The 17,539-nt window shown below is 72.2% G+C and carries 14 protein-coding genes and 1 CRISPR repeat array; of the genes, 6 read left to right on the top strand and 8 right to left on the bottom strand.

The window, feature by feature from the left end:
• Positions 1 to 90 precede the first annotated feature (90 nt).
• Complete coding sequence (locus tag ACF08W_RS00385; RefSeq protein ID WP_392277892.1) at positions 91 to 1,740, bottom strand: ABC transporter substrate-binding protein; 1,650 nt, start codon at positions 1,738 to 1,740, stop codon at positions 91 to 93.
• A 269-nt stretch (positions 1,741 to 2,009) separates the two neighbouring features.
• Between ACF08W_RS00385 and ACF08W_RS00380 the strand changes: the two genes are divergently transcribed.
• Positions 2,010 to 3,134 carry a hypothetical protein gene (locus ACF08W_RS00380; RefSeq protein WP_385208741.1) on the top strand — a complete coding sequence of 375 codons (1,125 nt, stop codon included), beginning with the start codon at positions 2,010 to 2,012 and terminating at the stop codon, positions 3,132 to 3,134.
• Positions 3,135 to 3,297: 163 nt separating this feature from the next.
• Here the strand turns inward: ACF08W_RS00380 and ACF08W_RS00375 are convergent, their stop codons facing one another.
• Both ACF08W_RS00375 and ACF08W_RS00370 read right to left on the bottom strand, forming a co-directional pair.
• Complete coding sequence (locus tag ACF08W_RS00375; protein WP_392277891.1) at positions 3,298 to 4,182, bottom strand: alpha/beta fold hydrolase; 885 nt, start codon at positions 4,180 to 4,182, stop codon at positions 3,298 to 3,300.
• The gene (locus ACF08W_RS00370; RefSeq protein WP_392277890.1) at positions 4,179 to 4,829 is read right to left on the bottom strand and encodes a TetR/AcrR family transcriptional regulator; all 651 of its coding nucleotides are present in this window, start codon (positions 4,827 to 4,829) and stop codon (positions 4,179 to 4,181) included. The genes ACF08W_RS00375 and ACF08W_RS00370 overlap by 4 nt, the downstream gene beginning before the upstream one ends.
• Positions 4,830 to 4,876: 47 nt before the next feature.
• Here ACF08W_RS00370 and ACF08W_RS00365 point away from each other — a divergent pair, with 47 nt between their 5' ends.
• Positions 4,877 to 6,301, top strand: coding sequence for an amidase (locus ACF08W_RS00365; protein ID WP_392277889.1), 1,425 nt, complete (start codon positions 4,877 to 4,879; stop codon positions 6,299 to 6,301).
• A 157-nt stretch (positions 6,302 to 6,458) separates the two neighbouring features.
• Here ACF08W_RS00365 and ACF08W_RS00360 read toward each other — a convergent pair whose 3' ends face one another.
• The 3 genes from ACF08W_RS00360 to ACF08W_RS00350 form a co-directional block, all read right to left on the bottom strand.
• Positions 6,459 to 6,743, bottom strand: a complete 285-nt coding sequence (locus tag ACF08W_RS00360; protein ID WP_392277888.1) for a hypothetical protein — start codon at positions 6,741 to 6,743, stop codon at positions 6,459 to 6,461.
• A gap of 275 nt (positions 6,744 to 7,018) precedes the next feature.
• Positions 7,019 to 8,877: a CRISPR direct-repeat array (repeat unit 29 nt; unit sequence GTGTTCCCCGCGCGTGCGGGGGTGGTCCC).
• Between the two features lie 17 nt (positions 8,878 to 8,894).
• A complete protein-coding gene (locus ACF08W_RS00355) occupies positions 8,895 to 9,641 on the bottom strand; it encodes a GNAT family N-acetyltransferase (protein WP_392277887.1) in 747 nt (248 codons plus the stop codon).
• Positions 9,642 to 9,650: 9 nt separating this feature from the next.
• Positions 9,651 to 10,511: a class I SAM-dependent methyltransferase gene (locus ACF08W_RS00350; protein ID WP_385208727.1), complete on the bottom strand. Its 861-nt coding sequence runs from the start codon at positions 10,509 to 10,511 to the stop codon at positions 9,651 to 9,653.
• Positions 10,512 to 10,679: 168 nt separating this feature from the next.
• On the opposite strand from ACF08W_RS00350, the gene ACF08W_RS00345 reads away from it, so the two are divergent.
• A complete protein-coding gene (locus ACF08W_RS00345; RefSeq protein ID WP_392277886.1) occupies positions 10,680 to 12,149 on the top strand; it encodes a N,N-dimethylformamidase beta subunit family domain-containing protein in 1,470 nt (489 codons plus the stop codon).
• On the opposite strand, the gene ACF08W_RS00340 is transcribed toward ACF08W_RS00345, so the two are convergent.
• Together ACF08W_RS00340 and ACF08W_RS00335 are read right to left on the bottom strand one after the other, a co-directional pair.
• Positions 12,097 to 12,855: an HAD family hydrolase gene (locus tag ACF08W_RS00340; protein ID WP_392277885.1), complete on the bottom strand. Its 759-nt coding sequence runs from the start codon at positions 12,853 to 12,855 to the stop codon at positions 12,097 to 12,099. The genes ACF08W_RS00345 and ACF08W_RS00340 overlap by 53 nt on opposite strands.
• Before the next feature lie 2 nt (positions 12,856 to 12,857).
• The gene (locus ACF08W_RS00335; RefSeq protein ID WP_392277884.1) at positions 12,858 to 14,054 is read right to left on the bottom strand and encodes a serine/threonine protein kinase; all 1,197 of its coding nucleotides are present in this window, start codon (positions 14,052 to 14,054) and stop codon (positions 12,858 to 12,860) included.
• A gap of 357 nt (positions 14,055 to 14,411) precedes the next feature.
• On the opposite strand from ACF08W_RS00335, the gene ACF08W_RS00330 reads away from it, so the two are divergent.
• From ACF08W_RS00330 to ACF08W_RS00320, 3 genes are read left to right on the top strand one after another with little or no spacing between them, the layout of a single operon-like run.
• The gene (locus ACF08W_RS00330; protein WP_392277883.1) at positions 14,412 to 15,665 is read left to right on the top strand and encodes an extracellular solute-binding protein; all 1,254 of its coding nucleotides are present in this window, start codon (positions 14,412 to 14,414) and stop codon (positions 15,663 to 15,665) included.
• Entirely contained in the window at positions 15,655 to 16,569 is a 915-nt protein-coding gene (locus tag ACF08W_RS00325) for a carbohydrate ABC transporter permease (RefSeq protein ID WP_392277882.1), read from the top strand. Before ACF08W_RS00330 ends, ACF08W_RS00325 begins: the two co-directional genes overlap by 11 nt.
• Positions 16,566 to 17,423: a carbohydrate ABC transporter permease gene (locus ACF08W_RS00320; RefSeq protein WP_352279616.1), complete on the top strand. Its 858-nt coding sequence runs from the start codon at positions 16,566 to 16,568 to the stop codon at positions 17,421 to 17,423. The genes ACF08W_RS00325 and ACF08W_RS00320 overlap by 4 nt, the downstream gene beginning before the upstream one ends.
• Positions 17,424 to 17,539: the final 116 nt, after the last annotated feature.

The raw sequence follows: 17,539 nt of genomic DNA, 5'->3' as shown, positions 1-17,539 counted from the left end.
TACGGGCGTGGGGGCGGACCGGCGGTTCCGAAGGGGTGCGTGCCGGGCGGGCTCGGGGGAATTGAGGGGGTTCCCGCCCGGCACGCGGTCTCAGGCGGCCGCCTTCTTGACCCGGGTGGCCCAGGGGCCGACGAGGGCGAAGGGGCCGGGTTCCTCGAACACGAGGTCCTTGGAGAAGGCCGTCGCGGTCTGCGCCCACCACAGCGGCAGGTAGGGCAGATCGGCGGCGGCGGCCGTGACGGCGGTCATCAGGTGGGTGCCGCGCACGGCCGGGTCGACGGTCTTCCGGGCGGTGGCCAGGGCCTTGTCGACGGTCCTGTTGGCGTAGTGCGGCAGGTTGGTCGGGGTGGCCCCGCTGTCCAGGTAGGCGTTGGTCAGCTCCGCCGGGTCGCCGGTGACGGGGTAGTACCAGAGGAACTGGAGGGGCTTCTTGCCGGGCACCAGGTCGGCGATCCACTGCTCCAGCGTGGTCTCCTTGACGTTCAGCGTGATGCCGAGCTCCTTCAGCGAGGCCGCCAGCGCCAGGGCCGCCTTGCCCAGCTGGGGTCCGCTGCTCGGGTACGTGAGGTCGACGGTGAAGCCGTCCTTGTGGGCGGACTTCGCGAGTTCCGCCCGGGCCAGGTCGAGGTCGAAGTCCCAGGCGGGGAGCTTGTCGTAGGCGGTGCCGACCGCGTCGGCGGTGAGCAGGTCGCCCCACATGTCGGGCGAGACGAGGGTGGAGGCCACCTCTGCCTTGCCGTGCAGGATGCCCTTGGTCATCCCGGCCCGGTCGGCCGCGTGGGCGAACGCCCTGCGCACGTGCACGTCGTCGAAGGGCGCCCGCGCGGTGTCGAAGGCGAGGGCCACCACGGAGCGGTCGCCGGTGTAGGTGACCCGGGCCTCCCGCTCCCAGCTGCGCGCCTCGTCGGACGGGAGGCTCAGCGCACCGTCGACGGAACCGGACTTCATGGCGACGAGCCGGGTCCCGGCGTCGGGGACGAAGGACAGCTTCAGCGTGCGCACCGAGGGACGGTCGCCCCACCAGTGGTCGTTGCGCTCCAGGGCCACGTGGTCGTCGGCGGCGAAGGACGTCACCCGGTACGGCCCCGATCCCAGCAGCAGCGTCCTCGGCGTGCCCACCTTGCCCTTGTTCCGGGTGAGGAACGCCTTGCTGCTGATCAGTAGGGTGCCGGGGGTCGGCGTCCAGGCGAAGGCCGCGTCGGGGTGCTTCAGCCGTACGGTGATCTCGCGGGCCCCGGTCGCCCGGACGGAGGCGACGTCGGCCCAGGCGTAGGCCAGTCCGCTGCCGGTGTCCCGGGCGGCGTCGATGGAGGCGAGCACGTCGTCGGTGGTGACCGGGGTGCCGTCGGAGAACTTGGCGTCGCGGCGCAGGGTGTAGACGTACGTCGTGGCGTCGGGCTGCTTCCAGCTCTCGGCGAGACCGGGGCCGAGCTTGCCGGTGGGCCCGACCGAGAGCAGCGACTCCTGGGCCAGGCAGGCCACGACGTAGTTGAGGATGCCGGACTCGCGGCTGACGTCCAGGGTGGAGAGGGACGACGGCAGCGCCAGGGTCAGTGTGCGGATCGGGGCGTCGGAGCCCCGGGCCGCGGTTCCGTCCGCCGGTTCCCCGCCCTCGGGCCGCTGCGGCGCACAGGCCGAGAGGATCGCCGAGAAGGCGAGCACACCGGCACCCGCTCCCGCCGCGCGGAGCACTCCGCGCCGCCCGATCCGACCGTACTGTCCTGTGGGTTCCGCATGCATGGGAACAGCCCCTTCGTCCACATCGAGCGTCCACTGAGGACACCCAACTGGGCATGGAAGGTATACGCGAAACTTTGAGGGTGTCAAAGGAGTCCTAGGATTCGAACAAAACAGTCCCCTTTGACGCTTATTTGTCCCTTCTTGTCGGCTACTGCTGCCTCCCCTCGGCCGCCACCGCCCCCGATCCGGCCAAACTCCTGGCACACCCGGGTCCGCCCGGCCCCGCTCTGCGACCATGACCGGCGACCATCCCTGACGAGGAGCGCAGCGTGCCCCAGCCCCACGTGAGTTCGGCCGTCATGACCCACCCCGTCCGCCTCGCCCAGGCCCGGGATCTCGCCGCCCGGCTCCGGCTCGACGGCCTCGCCCTCGACCCGGACCCGCAGGGGCCGCCCTCCGCCCTGCGGACCGCCCTGGTCGCCTGGGCCGCGGTGGCCCCGGGGGCCGGTCACCACCTGGTCGTGCAGGACGATGTCGACGCCCCGGCCGAACTGTTGGAGATCGTGGGCCGGTCCGCCGCCCGGTTCCCCGACGAGGCCCTGGTCTTCTACACCAACTGGCACGCCCGCAACGGCGCCGCCGCCCGGCTCGCCGCCCTCGCGGGGGCCTCCTGGGTACGGGCCGTGCCGGACGAGTTCACGCCGTCCCTCGCCCTCTGCCTGCCGGTCGAAAGCGCCGCCGCGTTCCGCGCGTACGCCCGCGACAGCGCCGAGCGCCACGACGACGAACTGCTCTCCGCCTTCTTCCGGGGGCGCGGCCGGATGAGCCTGCTCGCCGTGCCGAACGTCGTCGAGCACATCGGCACGACGAGCATCAACGACCACGCCGCGCAGGGCATCCGGCTCGCCGTCTGCCCCACCTCCGCCGCCGACGCCGCACCGCTGCTGGACCGGGGGCGGGTCCTGGAGGAGCCGGGCTGGATCCCGTACATGCGGTACGGCGAGGGGTACGTCCGGCTCGTCGGGCAGGAGAACGGCGCCGACGGCGGACGCGGCCACCACCGCTGGCGCGACGCGCTCCCCGCGACCGGCCTCACCGAGGAAGCCGTACGGGCCCCACGGATGCCGAAGGACCTCGCGACGGAGGTGGCCCGGACCTTCGGCGACGCCTTCGCCGAGGAGCTGTGGATCCACTGCCTGCTCCTCGGGAGGCAGGCGGCCCGCGCCGCCCAAAGCCTGGGGCCACTGCCCGACGGCGTCCCCCCGGACGCGCTGGAGCGGCTGCGGCACTCCGCCGTCGCCACCGCAGGCCCGGCCGGCCTCCCGCCCGAACGCCGCCCCGAGGCGGGCCCGGACGAGGCCCGCGCGATGACCGCCCTGGCCTGGGCGGGCGTCCGCGCGGGCGAGTCGGTGGGTGAGCGTCCTTCGTTCGGATCAGGCCGGGCTCTGGTGTGACCAGCGGATACGGACGGGGGTGTGCCCGGCGGAATACGGGCACACCCCCGGACGCGACGCGACGCGACGCTCGCCAAGCCTTGAGCCGATCGACCGTCCGCCCCGGCTTCCTCGCGGCGTCCGCGACCGCCCCTGCCTAAACCCGCGCGGCCGCCGGTACCGCTCAGGCCAGTTCCCGCAGGAGCGGCCCCGGGTCCGCGAGCAGGAACAGGTGACCGCCGTCGGGGACGGTGCGCAGTTCGGCCCCCGGGATCTGCGCGTGCGCCCAGCGCGCCACTTCCACGGGGACGTTGCCGTCCGCCTCGCCATGGAGGAAGAGGGTCGGCACCGAGACCGAGCGCAGCGGGTCCGGCAGCGGGCGGGAGTAGCCGGCGAGGTCGGCGACGGCCGCGTCCGCGCCCTGGCGCTGCCCCTCGGACGTGTCCGCCTCGGACAGCGCCCGGTAGTCGGGGTCGGCCATGAGCAGCCGGTCGGAGCGGGGCCAGGCATCGAGGTTCGGCTCGTTCCTCGCCTTCTTGAAGACGCCTTTCCCCGCAAGCATCCGCCGGGCGACCGCCGGAGCCCGGACGGCGACCATGTTCACCAGTTTGACCAGTGGGATCCGGTGCGCGTACGCCTCGCGGGGAGCCCCGGGAACGGCGGCACAGGCGAGGATCAGCCTCGTCACCCGCCCGGGAAGCCGCTGGGCCGCCGAGAGCGCGTACCCGCCGCCGCCCGAGATCGCCACGAGTACGGCCCGCTCGTGGCCGAGATGGTCGAGCAGGGCCACGAAATCGTCGTTCCAGCGGTGGAAGCCACGACCGGGCACCGGGTCGGTCTCGCCGTACCCCGGACGGTCCGGGAAGACCAGGCGCAGGCCCGCCTCCGTCGCTGCCTGCCGCAGGGCGAGGCCCTCGTAGCGGCTGCCGGGGCTTCCATGGAGCACGATCACGGGCGGCGCGGCCGGGTCGCCGTAGGAGCAGTACGCGATGCGGCGCCCGCCCGGGACCGTCAGATGATGCGTCTCGGGCAGCTCGACCCGCGGCAGGTCCGCCCGGGAGGGAGTCATCGCCGCTCCTCGTGGGTCACGGGGGCCTCGGCAGCCGCGGCGATTCCGCCGATGACGACGTCGAGGCCGAAGGAGAACCGGCGGTCGTAGTCGTGGTGGTCCGCGAACACCGACGTGTCCCGGCGTTCCGGCGGGAGGTGGTGCAGTTCCAGATCGCCGCGGCCCAGGCGGATCGCCACATGGCCGGTGACGAAGTCGTGCACGGTGCCGTACGCGTACGCGGCGGCCTCCTCGTCGAGCCCCGCGCCGCGCAGCGCCGCCACGACCCGGAACGCGGTCTCGTCGGCGCCCGGCCCGACCAGCGGGGCCCGGCGATGGGCCTCAAGGATCACGGGGTGTCGCATGAGCAGATCGTGGAGCGCGTTCGCGAAGACCCGGACGGTGCCGCGCCAGTCCTCCGGCCACTCCACCGCCCGGGTCGCCTCGCCGACGATGCGGGACACCAGCGCGTGCTGGAGCGCGTCGACGCCTCCCGTCGTGCGGTGGATCGCCATGGGCGACACGCCCAGCCGGTCGGCCAGCGCGCGGAAGCTCACGGCGTCGAGCCCCTCGTCGTCGGAGAGTTCGGTCGCCGCGTCCAGGATCGCGTCGAGCGCCACCGCCCGGGGGCGGCCGTTCTTCGGAGTGCTTGCCTTTTCGGTCACCATGCCCGCACCATATCGATACGCGTAACGAAACTTCAACGGGAGTGCGGATGACGGAGTTGCACGACCTCACGGCCCTGGAACTGGCCGCCGCCTACGCATGCGGCGAGACGAGTCCCACCGACGTCGTGGAGCACCTGCTGGCCCGGATCGGCGACGGCGACGGCGACGGCGACCGGGTGGGGGCGTTCACCACCGTGTCGGCCGACCGGGCCCGCGTCGCCGCGGCCGAGGCCGAACGTGTCCTGCGGTCGACGGATCACGCCGGGCTGCCGCGCCTGTTCGGCGTGCCCACCGCGATCAAGGACCTGGAGGCCACCGCGGGCGTACGCACCACGCTGGGGTCCACGCTGTTCCGCGACTGGATCCCCGAGCACGACGACGAGATCGTCGACGTCATGACCGGCGCCGGGCTGATCAGCCTCGGCAAGACCACGGTCCCCGAGTTCGGAGCCGCCTGCTACACCGAACCCGAGGTGTCCGCCCCGGCGCGCAGCCCGTTCGACCTCAGCCGCAGCGCGGCGGGCAGCAGCGGAGGCGCGGCGGCCGCCGTCGGCGCCCGGCTGGTCCCGATCGCGCAGGGCAGTGACACCGCCGGTTCGATACGTTCACCCGCGAGCGCCTGCGGTGTGGTCGGGCTCAAGCCCAGCCGCGGGCTTGTCACCGCGGGCCCGGCGGGCAACGACGGCATGGGCCTCTCCGTACGGGGGCCGATCGCCCGAACGGTCCGCGACACCGCGGCGTTCCTGGACGCCCTGACCGGCCGCACCGGGGCCGGCACCGTGCATCCACCTCGGTGCGACAGCTACGAGCGCGCATGCGACGCGCCCGTGCCACGGCTCCGGATCGCACTCGCCCAGGGCTCGGTCTCCGGCGGCCCCGTCGATCCCGAGGTCGCCGCGGCCGCGGAGCTCACCGCCCGCACACTGGCCGGGCTCGGACACGAGGTCTTCGCCCGGGACCAGGCACCGGACCCCGAACTGACCGAGGGGTTCCAGATGATGTTCGCGGCACTCGTCGGGTCGAGGACCATGGCTCTCGACGCATCGTCCCTGCGGCCGATCGTCCGCCATCTCCGTTCCCGTTCGCAGGAGTTCACCTCGGGCGAGCTGGCCGCCTCGATCGGCACCGTCCAGGCCCGCGCCCGCGCCTGGGCGCTCGACCACGCCGACGCGGACGTGGTGATCACTCCGACGGTGACGAACCCGCCGACGCCCATCGGCCGCCTCCGCAACGACGCGGACCCGGCGGCGGAACTGGCCGCGATGACCGCGTTCACGGGCAACACCGTACTGGCGAACGCCACCGGCTTCCCGGCCATCAGCCTTCCGCTGGGCTGGAGTTCGCAGGGCCTGCCCCTCGGGGTCTCACTGACGGCCGACTGGGGGCGCGAGGACCTTCTGCTCGGTGTATCGGCCTCACTGGAGGAGGCCCTGCCCTGGGCCCACCGCTACGGAGAGCACGGCAAGGCATGAACCTCGCCGCCGAATCGGCCCCGGCCGGTCCGGAACCCTGGGGCGGCGACCACACCGCCCCGGCGTCCACGAAGCACCGCTCACATCCGCGTCCGCCCCCGTTCTCCGGGCACCCGGCCCCCTTCCGATCCGGCGGAACACGCTCCTGGCGCGACACTCACTCAAGGGCCAGGTACTCGGACGACGGGCTGCCCAGGTCGGGGCGCTCGACCGCGTACCGGTCACCATGGATCGCGAGCATCGCCCAATGCCACGCCTCGTCATGGAAAACGAGCCCGCGGTACGGAGCACCAGGGTCCTCGTACGGGTACCAGTCCAGAGCGGCTGCCTCGGCCTGCTCCCGCGTCATCCCGCCATGACGCCTCATCACCCACGCGTACCCGCGCCGCTCGGACCGCAGACAGTCGAGATACTCCGACTCGTCCCACTCATTCCATCCCATGGCCCGCAACTTTAGGCAGACTGCTTCACGAGGCGAGAACGGGATACGTTACGGCCCTGCGGGAGTTCGCGAAGCCCGATTCCGCCGTCGAGGGTTCGGCCGCAGGCCGGGGACGCGGGCCACTTCTCGTGAAACCTTGGGCGGAGCGATGATGTTGGGCGACCGCCGGCCAGACACCGCAAGAGAGGGATTATGACGCTTATGCCCCGGATGACGGATTCAACGAAGTTGGATCAGGACAGCTCCCTCGCTCGATAAACTCGCAGGTCACGAAGAGTGTTCCCCGCGCGTGCGGGGGTGGTCCCGCACCACTCCGCATCGAACCCGAGCTCGGCAAGTGTTCCCCGCGCGTGCGGGGGTGGTCCCGCATCACCGACACGGCCGCGACACGGCCGACAGTGTTCCCCGCGCGTGCGGGGGTGGTCCCTCCTCGGCCGCGTCGGCCGACATGAGCAGATCGTGTTCCCCGCGCGTGCGGGGGTGGTCCCCGATCCGCTCCGCGTCGGCTTCGTCGGCCTCGGTGTTCCCCGCGCGTGCGGGGGTGGTCCCTGCGCGACAGCCGGGGCCGGGGTCGGGCGGCGGTGTTCCCCGCGCGTGCGGGGGTGGTCCCGCCCCCGGATACGACCAGGCCACCGGGCTCTGTGTTCCCCGCGCGTGCGGGGGTGGTTCCGCCGCGGTGGTGCGGGCAACACGGTCCGGCTGGTGTTCCCCGCGCGTGCGGGGGTGGTCCCTCGGCGGTGGCCTCGGGAATGCCCTGCGTCGTGTGTTCCCTGCGCGTGCGGGGGTGGTCCCTGGGCGAACAAGCTCCAGCGGGTGAAGCACCCGTGTTCCCCGCGCGTGCGGGGGTGGTCCCCATCCACCTCGCGAGGACCCGTGCCCCGGCACGTGTTCCCCGCGCGTGCGGGGGTGGTCCCGCGCCGGGCACACGCACCAGGGCCTGAATGGTGTGTTCCCCGCGCGTGCGGGGGTGGTCCCCCGCTGGCGTAGCCGAGGAGCCCGGCGGGGCAGTGTTCCCCGCGCGTGCGGGGGTGGTCCCGCGCCGGGCACACGCACCAGAGCCTGAATGGTGTGTTCCCCGCGCGTGCGGGGGTGGTCCCTCCACCGTCGACCAGGGCCGGTTCAAACGGGAGTGTTCCCCGCGCGTGCGGGGGTGGTCCCAGGCCCAGAAAACCGCCCGCCGCACCTGCGTCGTGTTCCCCGCGCGTGCGGGGGTGGTCCCGGCCGTCGCGGGCGCGGGGGCACGGCGGCGGCGTGTTCCCCGCGCGTGCGGGGGTGGTCCCCGCCAGATGTTTGCGGGCATGACATGCACCGCGTGTTCCCCGCGCGTGCGGGGGTGGTCCCTCGCCCGGGTCCGCGCCGTACGCGACGGCTCGGTGTTCCCCGCGCGTGCGGGGGTGGTCCCGAGGCCCGTGAGGCCAAGAAGTCCGCCTCGAAGTGTTCCCCGCGCGTGCGGGGGTGGTCCCCTGCCGGTCGTCTTCGTCACCGTCGACGAGCTGTGTTCCCCGCGCGTGCGGGGGTGGTCCCGCCCACGGACCTGCGGATGGCGGACTTCGCGCGTGTTCCCCGCGCGTGCGGGGGTGGTCCCGGTGCCCAGCCGTGGAGCATCAGGCGGTGCTCGTGTTCCCCGCGCGTGCGGGGGTGGTCCCCAGGCGTAACAAGCACAAAAGCCCCGCCGGTTGTGTTCCCCGCGCGTGCGGGGGTGGTCCCGACGGCCTTCTTCGTAGGTCACGCCAGGGGTCGTGTTCCCCGCGCGTGCGGGGGTGGTCCCGATGGTGCCGACGCCGGACTTCGCGAGCGTCAGTGTTCCCCGCGCGTGCGGGGGTGGTCCCGAGGCGCGCGCCGTGCCGCTCATCTCGACCGGGTGTTCCCCGCGCGTGCGGGGGTGGTCCCGCCCTCACCATCGAGACTGTCCGCGCCGCGCAGTGTTCCCCTCGCGTGCGGGGGTGGTCCCCCGAGCGTCACTCACTGGAGGAATGCATGTCCGTGTTCCCCGCGCGTGCGGGGGGTGGTCCCGTGTGAGCGGGTGCAAGCTGGACCGTGGCCACGTGTTCCCCGCGCGTGCGGGGGTGGTCCCCACGACCAACAACGGTTGCCGCGACTGCGGCGTGTTCCCCGCGCGTGCGGGGATGCTCCCTCTGACCCCGCCCCCGTCTACCGAACCGTGTGCGCGATCCACACCCCCGGCTCCCAGTACGCGGCCACGTCACGGTCCCGGTCGACGTGGAGGGGAGCGAGGCCGCCGGGGAAGGTGTATTCGCCGGTCTCCGGGAGTGGGAGGCCCGTCCAGCTCTCCCATTCGGCGACCGTGCCCGTGATCCGGGAGGAGTGCGCGGAGGCTCCCGCGAGGGTGCCGCCGGCGCCGATCTGGGTCCGGATCCAGGGGTCGAACGGGGTTCCGTCGTCGCGGGTCCACGCCGCGTACCGTTCGATCGGTACCAGGGGGTAGCGGTCCTTCCAAGTGGGGCGGACGGGCACCAGGACGGTCCCGAGCCCGGCCCGCCGGGCGGTGTCCGTCATCGCATCGAGCAGCACCTTGGACAGGCCGCGCCCCTGGTGGTCCTGGGCGACCTCGATGCCGAGCGCGACGAGCGCGTCCGGGGCGCGGCCGGCGTCGCGGTCGGCGAAGGCGCGGGCGATCGAGTCGTCGAGTCCGGGGCCGAGGTCCGCCTCGGTGCCGTCCCAGGTGCGGGGCAGTGAGCGGCCGACGCCGGCGATCTCCTCGTGCTCGTCGTCGTACAGGAGGAACTGGAACTCCGGGAAGTCGTCGAACAGCCGATTCCAGTAGTCGCCGTTGATGTCGCCGTGCAGGTTGTACTCGGGCACCACTCCGGCGAACCGCTCGGGGATGCGGTCCCACAGCTCGGGCCGCTGCGCGTGGCGTACCAGGTCCAGGGGCATGGGTTCTCCTCAGCTTGCGGGGACCTCGACGTCCCAGACGACGACGATCGGGAGGCCGTCCCAGGCGGCGCGGGCCGCGTCCGCGATGAACTCCTCGTAACCGCCGGGCGCCAGGCTCCCGTTGAAGAGGGGTTCGCGGCAGCCGCGCACCCGCAGCCCGGCCCGGCCGAAGGCGTCCAGGTAGTGGCTCGGCAGGTGGACGTGGTTGCGGACAAAGGCCAGTTCCTCGGCGCCGTGCACGAAGAGGCACTGGCCCTGGAGCGCGATCACGAAGGGGTGCAGGTCCGTGACGACGATCCGGCCGCCCGGCCGGACCACCCGGGCCAGTTCCGCCACGGCGGGGGCGAGGTCGGGGAGATGGGTCATCGCCAGCGAGCAGACGGCGAGGTCGACGGAGTCGTCGTCGACCGGCAGCCGCTCCAGGCGGCCCACCCGGTACTCGGCGTCCGGGGTGTGTTCCCGGGCCTTGGCGATCATGTGCGGCGACTGGTCGACGCCGATGACGCGGTGGCCGCGCGCGGCCAGGGTCCGGGTCTGGCGGCCGGTGCCGCAGGCGGCGTCGAGCGCCGTGCCCGGTGCGAGGCCGTCGAGGATCGCGGCGACGACCGGCTCCTCCACCTCGATGTACGAGCTGGGCAGCGAGTCGTAGACCGTCGACCACGAGGCGTACCCGGCCGCCGCGTCCAGTTCGCTGACCCGGGCGCCGCCGTCCGGAAGCCGCTCCTCGTCGACGGCGAAGCGGCGTATGTCGGCCACCCGTTCGCGCAGGAAGGTCTCGTCACCGTCCACGGCGTTGCGCAGCAGCGCCAGCCCCTCGATACCCAGCACCAGTTCCCGTACACGGAATTCACCGCGGAATTCTTCACCCATGCGAGCCCCTCAGCGGTCGATCGACGGCTGTGCCATTTCCGGATTCCGCCCTACCCAGAAGAGCGGGCGGAAAGTCCCGACCCGCCGTGCGTGGCCGAAAACAGCGGATCGGGTGGCCTGTTGGCGGTGGCGTTGTCGGGTCCGGGGCGGCTGCCTAGCATGACCGGCATGATTGAGGGATATCTCGGCCGTGAAAGCGTCACCGTCGGCGAGGAAATGACGTTCCATCTCTCCACCGACGCCCCCCGATTCCGTCTCCGTTTCTACCGGCTCGGCAGCGAACTCTTCCCCGTCGGGGAATCCGGGGAGTTTCCCGGTACCCGGCACGAGCCGCCCGCCCATCCCGACGGATTGCCCGGGCTCGCCTCGCCCGCCGACGACTGGGGCTGGCCGCCGCTCACCCTTCCCGTTCCCGGGGACTGGGAGCCGGGAATCCATGTGGTCGAGTTCGTCGCATGCGGACCGGGCCGCCCGGAGAATCCACCGCTTCTGGACCTCGCCGGGCTGGAGGGGCCCGCCCGGGAGTTCTTCGTCGTACGCCCCCGGGTCCCCGCCTGCCGCTCCCGCATCCTCTACAAGAAGTCGACCTTCACCCGGCACGCCTACAACCGTGCCGACCTGCCGGGGGCGGACCGGGGCGCCAGCCTGTACGACCATCCGGTGCACCGGGCCGGTGGCGACGGCGAACCCCGAGGTCACAAGGTCGGCTTCCACCGCCCGGGGGGTGTGATCGACCTCGCCTACTGGGACGCTCCGTTCATCGGCTGGCTGGAGCGGAACGGCTACCCGGTCGAGTACTGCACCGACCTCGACCTGCACGAGGACCCCGCCCTGCTCGACTCCTACGACCTCCTGCTCAGCGTCGGCCACGACGAGTACTGGAGCGCGGAGATGCGCGAGCACGCCGAGCGGTTCGTCCGGAGCGGCGGGAACATCGCCTTTCTCAGCGCCAACACCTGCTGGTGGCGCGTGCGTCCGACGGACGGGAACACCGCTTTCGTCTCCGACACCGATCACCATGTCGGCGAGGAATATCCGCATCTGCCGGCCACCGACCAGTGGTGGGTGCCCGCACCGGACGGGGTCGGCCGCCCGGAGAACACCTTGACCGGGGTGAGTTTCCGCAACGGCGGAATGTGGCCCGCCACCGAATGGCCGGGCGACCGGCCGCGCGTCGGATACACCGTGCAGCACGCCGGTCACTGGCTCTACGAAGGCACCGGCATGCGCGACGCGTCCGGCGGCGGAACACCGGATCGGCTGGGCGCCGGAACACCGCTCATCGGATACGAATGCGACGGGGCGGCGTTCTTCCGCGACGCGGACGGAATCGCCCACGCCACCGGCGAGGACGGAACTCCGGAATCCTTTCTCATTCTCGGGATATACGTCCTCGATCCGGTGCACGAGAATTTCCATGACGGCAAACCGGGGCACTGGAACGTTCCGGTGCGCGAGCCGTCCGTCCGCAGCCCGCGCGCCGCCACCATGGGCCTCTACACCGCGGGCGGCACCGTCTTCACCGCGGGCACCACGGACTGGCCCGTGGTCTGCGGGCACGAGCAGGACCCCGCCGTCGTGCGCGTCACCCGCAACCTCCTGGACCGGCTGCGCCACCGGGGTCCAGCAGCGGGATGAGGCCGGACAGTGACGTGATGCGCGCCGCCCCTTCGGGCAGGGGCGGCGCGGCCTCCCGTACCGCCCGGTCGGGCCGGTGCAGATGGACCGCGCGCATCCCCGCCGCCAGCGGGCCGAGCACATCGGGCGTCCACATGTCGCCGACGAACAGCACCCGTCCCGGCGGCAGCCCGCACCGCTCGGCCACGGTGCGGTAGATCAGCGGATGCGGTTTGCGGGCGCCCGCCCGCGCGGAGCCCACCACCACGTCCACCAGGCCGTCGATGCCGGCCCCGGCGAGGCACTCCTCCAGGTTCCAGAACCAGTTGGAGCAGACCCCGACCAGCAGCCCGCGCTCCCGCAGCCGGGTGAGAACGCCGGGGACGTCCGGGTAGAGCGCGAGCCGGACCGCCTTCATCGCCGCGTCCAGCTCGGCGACCAGACCGTCCAGCTCCCCCTCCGGCACTCCGCAGCCCCGGGCCCGCCGCCGCAGCCGGTCCCGCTCCCAGGTGACGTACGCGGTCTCGTCGGCCGAGTGCGCCAGATGCTCCTCGCCCTCGGCGGGGCCCACCGACCACTGGTCGCCCCAGCGTTCGCCCTGGTCGGCCAGGCCCCGGCGGGCGAAGATCGCGCGGTGGTCCGGCGGCAGGGGCTCGACCATCCGCACCAGCGTCCCGTAGAAGTCGAGAACGACCGCCCCGGTCCCGCCCCCGCCCGCCGTCGCCATCCCTAGAACCGGCCGTACCGGCGCGGGAAGTAGTCCTGGAGGGAGCCGTCCCGTTCGATGTCGACGGTCGCGCAGTGCAGCCCGCCGCCGAACGGGCCGACCGCCCGGAACGGCACGGGCACGATCTCGAAGCCGTAGGAGGAGAGCTGCTCGGCGAGGCGCACCTCCTTCTCCTCCACGCACAGGGTGTTCTCGTCGAGGTTCAGCATGTTCCCGGCGAGCCAGGGGCTGCAGAACGACAGCTTCGGCGGGTGGTCCCAGCTGGCGGGCTGCACCGCCTCCACGATCTCCCAGTCGTTCAGCTTGAAGAACTCCATCAGCTCGGCGTCCGCCAGCCGCTCCCCGCAGTGCAGCACCAGACCGGGCCGCAGCGGCACCCAGGTCGCGTCGATGTGCAGCGGATGGGTGTTGGTCGAGGTCACCGCGTGCACCCGGTGGTCGGGGAAGTGGCGGCGCAGCCAGTCGTAGCCGCTGCGGTTGGTGACGAACGACAGCTGGACGAAGAGGTCCTTGCCGAACCGGGCCACGTCCGCGGCGTCGAAGAGCGGTTCCGCCTCGGTGAGCACCAGGTCGTAGTCGCGGACCCGGGCCAGCTGCACCTCGGTGGGCAGCTCGTTGTACGTGTCCCAGAACCCGGTCTTGTACGAGGCGTCCGTGAGCCGGGGTTTGGGCGCCGCCTCCCAGCGCATCCGGTCGTCGGCATCGAAGAGTTCCTGGAGCAGCGGCCGGTAGCAGAGGTACTCGAACCAGCGGCTGCGGTACGACATGGTCGCTTCGAGGACCTCGTTGCCCACGGTGAGCAGCAGGTCCCTGGGCGGCATGCAGCCGAACATGGAGTCGTGCTCCCACTCCGGCGTGGAGACCCGCTGGGTGAAGTCGACCGGGGTGGGGCGGTCCACGCGGATGCCGCGCCTTCGCAGCATCTCGGCGAAGTCGTCGAGCTGCTGGTCGGCCTCGGCCACCATGTCCGTCGGCATGGGGCCGTAGGTGCCGAGCGGGAAGCCGTCGTCGGGGTAGTCGCGGCGTACCGCGTGCTCGGGGGCCTGCACCACGGTGCCTTCCGCGCGGCCGACGATCACATGGCGCAGGGGGTCCCACCCGTTCCAGGCGTTGACCCGTACGGGACGTTCGGAGCCGGCGGGAGCGGTGGCCCCGCGGGAGGCGGGGTCGGTGGACGCGGTGGTGCTCTGCTCGGTCACGTACAAGCCCTTCGATCGGGGTCGTGGGGTGCCGCAGGGGCCAAACTGCGGGCAGTGCGCCGTCACCGTCAAGAGCCGTCCGGCTACCGAACGTGCCATTCGCGTCAGCGTGGCCGGAGTACGGCTGTCGCCGCCGGGGTGGGATTCGGCATCGGCGCAGCACAGCCGGGGAGCGCCCGGTCCTCGGCCCGGGGCGCACCGTTGTCTTCCGGCCGAAACTCCGTGCTATGGCGGGGAGTCCCGGTCGCCGGGGTAGTGATGAAGACCGTCGCAGCAGTCCCGTACGTCCCCCACGAATCCCGCACGGAGGAACTCATGACACCGCGCCTGCCCCGCCGATCCGGGATCCTGGGTGCTTTGCTGCTGTTGGCTCTGACGGGCTGTTCCTCGGGCGGGGGCGACTCCTCGGGAGGGTCGGGGGGCGGTCGTGATCTGACGGTGTGGCTGACCGTGGACGCCAAGGAGAGCTGGCCGGAGATGGTCGCCGACGCCAACCGGCGGTTCACGGAGAAGCACCCGGGCGTGAAGGTCGCCGTCCAGTACCAGCAGTGGACGACGAAGAACCAGAAGCTCGACGCCGTCCTCGCCGGGCGAAACGCCCCGGACGTGGTGGAGATGGGGAACAGCGAGACCACCAACTACCTGGTCAACGGGGCGTTCGCGGAGCTGGACCCGAAGTCGTTCGAGCGGTCCGGGCAGTGGCTGCCCGCGCTCGCCGACGCCTGCCGCCTCGACGGGAAGACGTACTGCGTGCCGTACTACGCGGGGGCGCGTGTCGGGGTCTACCGCACCGACTACTTCAAGGCGAGCGGGATCACCCGCGCCCCGCGCACCTACCCGGAGCTGATCTCCGACCTGGACCGGCTGAAGGAGAAGTACGGGGCCGACGACCCGCGTTTCTCGGCGCTCTACCTGCCCGGCCGGTACTGGTCGGCGGCGATGGCCTTCGTGAAGGACGCGGGCGGCGAGATGGCGGTGGAGAAGGACGGCCGCTGGCAGGGGGCGCTCTCCTCGCCGAAGTCCGTCGCCGGGCTCACCACCTGGAAGAAGCTGATGGACGACTACTACGTCGGCGACCGGGCGAAGGACAACGGCGACGAGCCGGCCGTGGTCGGGCAGGGCAAGGTCGGGGTCTTCTACGGGAACACCTGGGAGGCCGAGGCCGCCGCCGACGCCCGTTCCGGGGGCGATCCGGCGCTCAAGGGCAAGTTCGCCACCTTCGCCTTCCCCGGCCCGTCCGGGAAGCTGCTCCCGCCGTTCCTCGGGGGATCCACGCTGGCGGTTCCCGCGAAGTCGAAGAACCAGGAGCTGGCCGCCGAATGGATCCGGCTCTTCACCGACAGCGAGTCGCAGCGGAAGCTGATCGCCGCCAACACGCTCCCGAACAACACCGTGCAGCTCGCCGACGTGGCCGCCGGGGGTGTCAACGGCCCGGCCGCCCAGGCGGCCACGCGCGGCTGGGTCACCCCGCTCGCGCCCGGCTGGACCGCGGTGGAGAAGTCCAACATCCTGCCCGAGACGCTGGAGCGCATCGCCACCGGGAAGGCGTCCGTCCAGGACGCGACGCGCGAGGCGGACCGCAGGATCGACGCGGTGATCAATGAGCGCTGACCCGCCCGGCCGCGGGCGGCGCCGCCCCCTGCCCTATCTGCTGATCGCTCCGGCGTTCCTGTCCCTGCTGGTGGTGCTGGCCTATCCACTCGCGGACATGGTGGCCCTGGCCTTCCAGGACATGACCCGCAAGGAGCTGTTCAGCGGCCAGTCGCCGCCGTGGGCCGGTCTCGGCCAGTTCCGGACGATCCTCGGCGACGGGTTCTTCTGGACGGTGGTGGCCCGCACCGCCCTGTTCACCGTCGTCTGCGTCACCCTCACGATGGTGCTCGGCCTGTTCGTCGCGCTGCTGATGCGGCGTACGTCGACCTGGGTGCGGGCGGTCCTGGCGGGGGTGCTGGTCGCCGTGTGGGCGATGCCGGTGATGGTGGCCGCGGCCGTCTTCCGCTGGCTCTTCGACACGGACTACGGGGTGGTCAACTGGCTGCTGTCGACGCTGCCCGGTGTCGATCTCTCCCGGCACAACTGGTTCACCGACCCGCGGCAGGGCTTCGCCGTGATCGTCGCGGTGGTCGTCTGGGGGGCGCTGCCGTTCGCCGCGGTCAGCCTGCACGCCGCGCTCACCCGGATCCCGGCGGAGCTGGAGGAGGCCGCGCTGATCGACGGCGCCCGGCCCGGCCAGCTCTTCCGGTTCGTCACCTTCCCGTCGATCAAGCCCCTCTTCGTGATGGTCACCACCCTGATGGCGATCTGGGACTTCGGGGTCTTCAACCAGATCTGGCTGATGCGCGGCGGGCAGCCGGAGCGGGAGTACTACCTCCTCGGCGTCTACTCCTTCATCGAGTCGTTCGCCGTCAACCGCTACAGCGCCGGGGCCGCCATCGCCCTGGTCACCGTCGTGCTGCTGCTCGTGGGCGCGGTCGTGTACCTGCGGCAGATGCTGCGGCTGGGGGAGGTCGAATGAGCCGGGCACGCACCGGGCGGCGGACGGCCGGGGTACGGCGCCACCGCCTCCGCCACGACCTGCTCGGCCTGCTCACCGCCGCCGTCCTCGGTTTCCCCGTCTACTGGATGGTGCTCACCGCGTTCCGGCCCGCGAGCGAGATCCTCGGTGTGCCGCCCGAGTTCTGGCCGAGCCACCCCACGCTCGACAACTTCGCCCGCGCCATGGGTACGGACAACTTCTGGGCCAACGTCCGCTCCAGCGCCGTCATCGGTCTGGGCACCGTCCTGGTCTCGCTGCTGGTCGGCACCCTCGCCGCGTTCGCGCTCGCCCGGTTCCGGTTCGCCGGGCGCAAGGCGTTCGTCCTGGTGATCCTCACCGTCCAGATGATCCCGCTCGCCGCCCTGATCATCCCCGTCTACCTGCTGCTCAACGACGCCGGTCTCACCGACAGCCTGGGCGGGGTGATCCTCGTCTACCTCGTCTTCACCCTGCCGTTCACCGTGTGGATGCTGCACGGCTTCATCGTCGCGATCCCGGCGGAGCTGGAGGAGGCGGCGATGGTCGACGGCTGCGGCCGGCTCGGGGCGTTCGTCCGGGTCGTCCTGCCGCTGCTCGCCCCCGGGCTCGTCGCCACCTCCGTCTTCGCGATGGTGCAGGCGTGGAACGAGTACGTCCTCGTCTACGTGCTGCTGTCCACCCCGGAGAAACAGACCGTCAGTATCTGGCTGGTCTCCTTCCAGACCAGTTTCGGCACCGACTACGGCGGGCTGATGGCGGGCGCCACGCTCACCGCGCTGCCCGTCGTGGTCTTCTTCCTGGTCGTCCAGCGCAAGATCGCCGCGGGGCTCGCCACCGGAGCGGTCAAGGGCTGAGCGAGGGGGCCGGCGGACGGGTGCGGACGTCGCACGCGTCCGCCGGACACCCCCGAGGCCCTGCCGGGACCGGTGCGCCCCGCGACGACACCCGTACACCCCGCAGAGGAGAACCC

The sequence above is a fragment of the Streptomyces sp. NPDC015144 genome (assembly GCF_043079735.1).
Lineage (GTDB): Bacteria > Actinomycetota > Actinomycetes > Streptomycetales > Streptomycetaceae > Streptomyces.
The sequence above is the reverse complement of the archived record's forward strand: the minus strand, read 5'-3'. Positions and strand labels throughout refer to the sequence as shown.

What these genes read in the sequence shown, in the direction of transcription:
- ACF08W_RS00385 (WP_392277892.1), bottom strand. Translation starts at nt 1,740, where the DNA reads ATGCATGCGGAACCCACAGGACAGTACGGTCGGATCGGGCGGCGCGGA.
- ACF08W_RS00375 (WP_392277891.1), bottom strand. Translation starts at nt 4,182, where the DNA reads ATGACTCCCTCCCGGGCGGACCTGCCGCGGGTCGAGCTGCCCGAGACG.
- ACF08W_RS00370 (WP_392277890.1), bottom strand. Translation starts at nt 4,829, where the DNA reads ATGGTGACCGAAAAGGCAAGCACTCCGAAGAACGGCCGCCCCCGGGCG.
- ACF08W_RS00365 (WP_392277889.1), top strand. Translation starts at nt 4,877, where the DNA reads ATGACGGAGTTGCACGACCTCACGGCCCTGGAACTGGCCGCCGCCTAC.
- ACF08W_RS00360 (WP_392277888.1), bottom strand. Translation starts at nt 6,743, where the DNA reads ATGGGATGGAATGAGTGGGACGAGTCGGAGTATCTCGACTGTCTGCGG.
- ACF08W_RS00355 (WP_392277887.1), bottom strand. Translation starts at nt 9,641, where the DNA reads ATGCCCCTGGACCTGGTACGCCACGCGCAGCGGCCCGAGCTGTGGGAC.
- ACF08W_RS00350 (WP_385208727.1), bottom strand. Translation starts at nt 10,511, where the DNA reads ATGGGTGAAGAATTCCGCGGTGAATTCCGTGTACGGGAACTGGTGCTG.
- ACF08W_RS00345 (WP_392277886.1), top strand. Translation starts at nt 10,680, where the DNA reads ATGATTGAGGGATATCTCGGCCGTGAAAGCGTCACCGTCGGCGAGGAA.
- ACF08W_RS00340 (WP_392277885.1), bottom strand. Translation starts at nt 12,855, where the DNA reads ATGGCGACGGCGGGCGGGGGCGGGACCGGGGCGGTCGTTCTCGACTTC.
- ACF08W_RS00325 (WP_392277882.1), top strand. Translation starts at nt 15,655, where the DNA reads ATGAGCGCTGACCCGCCCGGCCGCGGGCGGCGCCGCCCCCTGCCCTAT.
- ACF08W_RS00320 (WP_352279616.1), top strand. Translation starts at nt 16,566, where the DNA reads ATGAGCCGGGCACGCACCGGGCGGCGGACGGCCGGGGTACGGCGCCAC.